Annotated in this window: 10 protein-coding genes and 2 pseudogenes; 5 read left to right on the top strand and 7 right to left on the bottom strand. The window is 71.3% G+C overall.

Features of this window, described 5'->3' with window-relative positions; genetic code table 11:
- The 4 genes and pseudogenes from ACKOB8_RS02605 to ACKOB8_RS02590 all read right to left on the bottom strand — a co-directional run.
- Positions 1-271 (bottom strand): annotated as a pseudogene (locus ACKOB8_RS02605) (hypothetical protein); the annotation flags it as partial.
- Positions 255-683 carry a hypothetical protein gene (locus ACKOB8_RS02600; protein ID WP_526375346.1) on the bottom strand — a complete coding sequence of 143 codons (429 nt, stop codon included), beginning with the start codon at positions 681-683 and terminating at the stop codon, positions 255-257. The pseudogene ACKOB8_RS02605 and the gene ACKOB8_RS02600, both read right to left, overlap by 17 nt.
- Positions 684-769: 86 nt before the next feature.
- Positions 770-1,016: pseudogene (locus ACKOB8_RS02595) on the bottom strand (type II toxin-antitoxin system PemK/MazF family toxin); the annotation flags it as partial.
- Positions 1,010-1,543 (bottom strand): DUF4262 domain-containing protein, encoded by a 534-nt coding sequence (locus ACKOB8_RS02590; protein ID WP_526375344.1) that lies wholly within the window; start codon positions 1,541-1,543, stop codon positions 1,010-1,012. The gene ACKOB8_RS02590 and the pseudogene ACKOB8_RS02595, both read right to left, overlap by 7 nt.
- 92 nt (positions 1,544-1,635) lie before the next feature.
- Here ACKOB8_RS02590 and ACKOB8_RS02585 point away from each other — a divergent pair, with 92 nt between their 5' ends.
- Entirely contained in the window at positions 1,636-1,818 is a 183-nt protein-coding gene (locus ACKOB8_RS02585; protein WP_526375342.1) for a hypothetical protein, read from the top strand.
- Between the two features lie 2 nt (positions 1,819-1,820).
- Here ACKOB8_RS02585 and ACKOB8_RS02580 read toward each other — a convergent pair whose 3' ends face one another.
- A complete protein-coding gene (locus tag ACKOB8_RS02580) occupies positions 1,821-2,027 on the bottom strand; it encodes a hypothetical protein (protein ID WP_526375340.1) in 207 nt (68 codons plus the stop codon).
- Between the two features lie 39 nt (positions 2,028-2,066).
- On the bottom strand, positions 2,067-3,344 hold the full coding sequence (locus ACKOB8_RS02575) for an amidohydrolase (RefSeq protein WP_526375337.1): 1,278 nt from the start codon (positions 3,342-3,344) through the stop codon (positions 2,067-2,069).
- A gap of 117 nt (positions 3,345-3,461) precedes the next feature.
- On the opposite strand from ACKOB8_RS02575, the gene ACKOB8_RS02570 reads away from it, so the two are divergent.
- Entirely contained in the window at positions 3,462-3,842 is a 381-nt protein-coding gene (locus ACKOB8_RS02570) for a hypothetical protein (RefSeq protein ID WP_526375335.1), read from the top strand.
- A gap of 4 nt (positions 3,843-3,846) precedes the next feature.
- Here ACKOB8_RS02570 and ACKOB8_RS02565 read toward each other — a convergent pair whose 3' ends face one another.
- On the bottom strand, positions 3,847-4,116 hold the full coding sequence (locus ACKOB8_RS02565; RefSeq protein WP_526375333.1) for a GlsB/YeaQ/YmgE family stress response membrane protein: 270 nt from the start codon (positions 4,114-4,116) through the stop codon (positions 3,847-3,849).
- Positions 4,117-4,212: 96 nt separating this feature from the next.
- On the opposite strand from ACKOB8_RS02565, the gene ACKOB8_RS02560 reads away from it, so the two are divergent.
- The 3 genes from ACKOB8_RS02560 to ACKOB8_RS02550 form a co-directional block, all read left to right on the top strand.
- Entirely contained in the window at positions 4,213-4,443 is a 231-nt protein-coding gene (locus tag ACKOB8_RS02560) for a hypothetical protein (RefSeq protein ID WP_526375331.1), read from the top strand.
- Between the two features lie 5 nt (positions 4,444-4,448).
- The gene (locus ACKOB8_RS02555; RefSeq protein ID WP_526375329.1) at positions 4,449-4,706 is read left to right on the top strand and encodes a hypothetical protein; all 258 of its coding nucleotides are present in this window, start codon (positions 4,449-4,451) and stop codon (positions 4,704-4,706) included.
- A partial coding sequence (locus ACKOB8_RS02550; protein WP_526375327.1) for a hypothetical protein occupies positions 4,703-4,899 on the top strand: 197 nt, incomplete at its 3' end. The genes ACKOB8_RS02555 and ACKOB8_RS02550, both read left to right, overlap by 4 nt.

Here is a 4,899-nt window from a genome sequence, read left to right as displayed (position 1 = left end):
GCCCGGGACCGCCGGTTCCGCCCGGGCCGCCGGCGCCGCCGTCGCCCGCCACCGACCGCAGCCCCGCCCGGCCGCCGGCGCCGCCCCGGCCGCCGGGCAGGCCGAGCGCCCCGGGGCCGCCGGCTCCGCCCCGGCCGCCGGTGCCGGCCCGCAGTCCGCCGGTGCCGCCGGTGCCGCCGGCACCGCCTTCGGTCAGGGAGTCCCCACCGTTGCCGCCGTTGCCGAACCAGCCGGAGGAACCTCCGCTGCCGCCGTTAGCCGCCGCCGCCATTGCCGACCAGCCCGCCCCTGCCGCCGTTGCAGGCACCGCTGGTGCACACCCCGCCGTAGCCGGTCCAGGTGTAGCCGTTGCCCAGCAGGATTCCGGCATCAGGGTTGTCGGCGGTGCCGTCTCCGATGAAAACCCGGAGCAGGGAGCCGGCCTGGTTCGGCGACGGCCGAACGCTTGTCCGCGCCGATGGAACGGCGGGCTGCGCGTCGGGTCGGGTGATGCGGGCCCTAGGTCCGGCCGGGCGCGCCGCTGAGGCGGGTCGCGCCGCGTCGGTCGTGCTCGCCGCGGACGCCGGGGCCGACTCGGGTGTCTCGGCGGCGGCGGTGTCGAGCAGTTGGGGGACGCTGAGCGCCGCCAGGCCCAGCCCGAAGGCCAGCACCCCGGCCCGCACGGCCCGCACGATTTCCGCCACGGCTGCCAACTCTCCCGCCGCCCCGGGACGTCGCTAAAGATTGAGCGAAACACTAGCCAGCGGCTGACACCGCCGTCAAACGGCTGGCCGCGGTCTACCTCATGCTTCAGATGAAGTGGCAGCGACGCGACTCGATCGGTGAGGTCGGTCTTGTTCAGTGTGACCAACGCCTTGACATTGACCACCGAATCGCGGGGAAGACCCGAGGCGGTTGTGGGCAGGAACACGTTACCGACTCGACTGCACCAGCAAAACCGGGCGGCGCTTGGCCGGCCGACTCCCCGCGGGGTCTCCGAGATCTGCCTAGTGGATGTCGCCGCGTCCGATCACCAGTCGTGGTCCGCGCCACGGAGCACGCGCCGCCCGAACACCGGTTGGCGGCGCCGGCCGTGGGACCAGCCGCGGTCCCACGGCCAGTGGCGACGGTCGTCGGTCCACACCAGCTGCAGCGCGCGGAAGGGTTCGTCGAAGATCCCCAGGGCGAACACCAAGTGGACGTCGGGGTGGTCGACCTCGACCACCTCCAGCAGGTACTCGCCTGCGCAGTCGATGCGCTCGCCCGGCCGCAGCACCATGCCGCCCTCGAGGATGCGCTGGGCGATCGTGTTGAGCAGCCGCGCGGAGAGCTGCGGCGGCAGGCCGGTGATCATCAGTTCGGGATGACCCCGGGGGTGCAGTCCGATCGTGTAGGCGAACGGTCGCGGCTCGTCTTCGACGTATTGGACCGCCCACCCGCGGTCGCGCATGATCGCGCGCAGCACGTCGAGGTAGTCGTCGAGGGTTGCCTGCGGGTTGTCGCACTGCCAGCACATGTTCGGGCCTTTCCGGTCGTGGTTGCGGCCCAGCCTGCACCCGCCCACCGACACCTTCCGGCGACCCGCGGTTGTCGCTCAGAGGCGGGCAGACACCCGGTCCGCGAGGAGGCTGAGTTTCTCGAACGCCTCCGCGACGCGTGAGCGTCGAGTACCTCGATCTGGAGGACGTCCTCGCCATCAACCGCCAGTGGATCAGCGCACCAGAGGACGACCGCGTCGACTTCGTCGTCGACGTGGCCACCGGTGCGCTGGCGGATCTGCAGCTGATCGCCGGGCGACTGCGGGCGTGGAGCTCTCCCGATGCGGCCGGCGCCGGCTGACCTCAGCCGACCTCCGGGGTGTAGCCGTTCGGGTTCCAGGTTCCGGGCATGCCGGGAATAGGACTGCAGCTGACCGCGTTGACCTTGCAGCTCGTCCCCGGAAAGCCGTAGCCGGTGCAGATCTCGTTGATGCCCGTCGGCGCGGGATTTTCATACGTGCAGCCCATCGGCGGTCCGCTGAGGATGAGGCTGGCCAGAAGTTCGATCACATCCGGAGGTCTATCACCGCCCACCGACAACCCCCGGCGCTACGGCTGCTGCCCGCCCAGCCACGCCAGCGCGGCGGCCACCAGAGCAGCCGTCCCGGTGTCCAGGGTCGGCTGGATCACCGGGGCGAAGTGGGGGGAGTGGTTCCCCGGGATGTCGCTGGCGAGGGTTCCGGCCGCCTCGGCGGCGGCGAACGCGTCGGGATCGGTGCCGCCGAACAGCCAGAAGCTGTAGGGCGCGCCGACCCCGTTGGCGATGTCGCTGAAGTCCTCACTGCCCAGCACCCGCGGCGGGGTGATCATGACCTGCTCGCCGAGGGATCCGGCGAACGCCTCGCGCACCGCGGCGGTGACGGTCGGGTCGTTGTCGGTCAGCGGAGCCTCTTCATAGATGTCGAAGTCCGGATCGCGCGGGCACCCCGAGGCCGCGCACTCCGCGGTGACGATCCGGCGGATCGCCGCGAGCAGCGCGGCGCGCGTCGCATCGCTGTAGAACCGGATGTTGACCAGCAACTCGGCCCGGTCGGCGATGATGTTGGCCTTGGTGCCCGCCTGCAGACTGCCCACCGTCAGCACGGCCGGCTCGCCCGGTTCGATCTCCCGCGCGACGACGCCCTGCAACCGCAGCACGATCGCCGCCGCCAGCACCACCGGGTCGATCGTGTTCTGCGGTGTGGAGGCGTGCCCGCCCCGGCCGTGGAGGGTGACCCGGAGGGAGGCGCCGCCGGCGAAAGCCGGGCCGGGGATCGTCGCCAGCCGCCCGGCCGGCAGCGGGGCGACGTGCTGGCCCAGGGCCACGTCCACCGGGCCGGTCAGCTCGGCGAGCCCGTCGGCGACCATGCCCTTGGCGCCGTCGATGGTCTCCTCGGCGGGCTGGAACACCGTGACGAGCGTTCCGCGCCAATGCTTTTCACCCGCCGCGAGCAGATGCGCCGCGCCGAGCAGGCAGGCGGTGTGCATGTCGTGGCCGCAGGCGTGCATCACCGGCACCTCGACGCCGTCCGATTCGCGGGTGGCCACCGCGCTGCTCGCATAGGGCAGCCCGGTGTCCTCGCGCACCGGCAGGGCGTCCATGTCGGCGCGCAGCAGCACCGTCGGGCCCGCACCGTTGCGCAGCACGCCCACCACGCCGGTGCCGTTGACGCCGGTGGTGACCTGGTAGCCCGACCGGCCCAACCGCTCGGCCACCGACGCGGCGGTGCGGTGCTCCTGGTGGGAGAGCTCGGGGTTCTGGTGCAGGTCGCGGTAGAGGTCCTCCTGCCAGGGGCGGACCTCGTCGGCGCGAGCCATCACGGCGGAGACGGAGTTCACGGACGGCATGGCTGAAGTATGCCCGGGGGTGGGCAGTCGGATCTGAGTAGTGGCGGTCAGCGGAGCTGAATTTTCGGGTAGCGGCCTACCCGCGTCGGCGGACCCGAGCGGGATGAGGCTTCGCTCATGACCATCGACCACACCATTCGCACCACCCACACGGCCGGCCACAGCGGCCGGCTTCACCACGCGCCCCGGCGCATCGCCATCACCGCCCTGGCCGCCCTCGCCGCGGCCGCCGCGACTTTCTTCGCCCTACCGCCGGCCGACGCGGCACCGGGGGACCCCTTCGTGCCCAACCCGCCGATGTGGTGCCCGGGCAACGACCCGACGGTGTTCGTCGCCTCCGGCTACGGCGGCTTCTGCGAGGGCCGCAACTACGCCGACGGCACCCGGTGGAACACCTACCGGGTCGGGTTCTTCTGGCAGCCGCTGCGCTGCATCATCGCCGACGGCACGCCCTTCCCGCCGATCGCCGCACCCGGCGGCTGCGGCGGGGGCTGGTGAGCGCTCAGCGGCGCGAACTGACCGTCCGGTACCCCAGCAGCAGGATCACCGCACCGACCAGCGCGCCCAGAAAGGAGTGCTTGATCGGCGGGGTGATCACGAACTCGTGCGGCGGGAACACCAGGCTGCCCAGCGTCCCGCCGACGTAGGCGCCGACGATGCCCAGCAGCGCGGTGGCCACCCACCCCATGCTGGTGTTGCCGGGCACGATCATTCGCGCCAGCCAGCCGACGACCAGTCCGATGACGACCATCCAGATGATGTGCATGACCATGAGCGCTCCTTGAGATCGGCCCTGCAGCGCACGCTACTCCGCGTCGAGCTTGTCGGGGTGTAAACCTAACGTTTACACTCGTGGAGATTAGGGCTCGTGGAGATTAGGGACGCCCGCAAGCATGGAATCGCCGAGGCGGACATGGTGCACGCGGTCCGTTTTCACCAGCGCCGAATTGAACAGGAATACGACGGCGAGGTCAGGCTGCTCTACATCGGACCGGGCCGCACGGGCGATCTGCTGGAGATCGTGGTGATCCCCGGCGAACCGTCAAGGCTCATCCACGCTGACCGACTTCGACCGAAGTTCCGCAAGTACCTGGGGTGACGAGAATGGCAACACAGCATGAGACCGACGTCGAGGCGTGGTTGGACAACCTCGACGTCGAACCTGGCGACGTGCGCGACGGTGTCCACTGCCGGCGGATCTCCGCTGCTGCTGAGGCCGTCCGAGATGCCGAGGGAAAATTGCGTGACGCGGTTGCCGCGGCACGCGCGGCTGGCGACTCCTGGGCAGCGATCGGCGTGGCACTGGGGATCTCCCGGCAGGCCGCCTACCAACGATTCGGATCGGCTCAGGCCGAGCGATGACTCAGCACGCCGCCGACTGCTGCGCCCCCCACCCCGCCAACGCCGCCCGGCTGGCGATATCGGGCGCCACCCCCGCCGAGCGCACTGCCCGCCCGCACCGCCGCGAAACCGCCGAGAAGGCCGACCTGCTCGTCACCGGCTCGCTGATCACCCTCGACGACGCCGCCCCGCGCGCCGAGGCGATGGCGATCGC

The sequence above is a fragment of the Mycobacterium sp. genome (genome assembly GCF_046091765.1).
GTDB lineage: Bacteria > Actinomycetota > Actinomycetes > Mycobacteriales > Mycobacteriaceae > Mycobacterium.
Note: the sequence above shows the minus strand (reverse complement) of the source record. Positions and strands in the feature narration are given on the sequence as shown.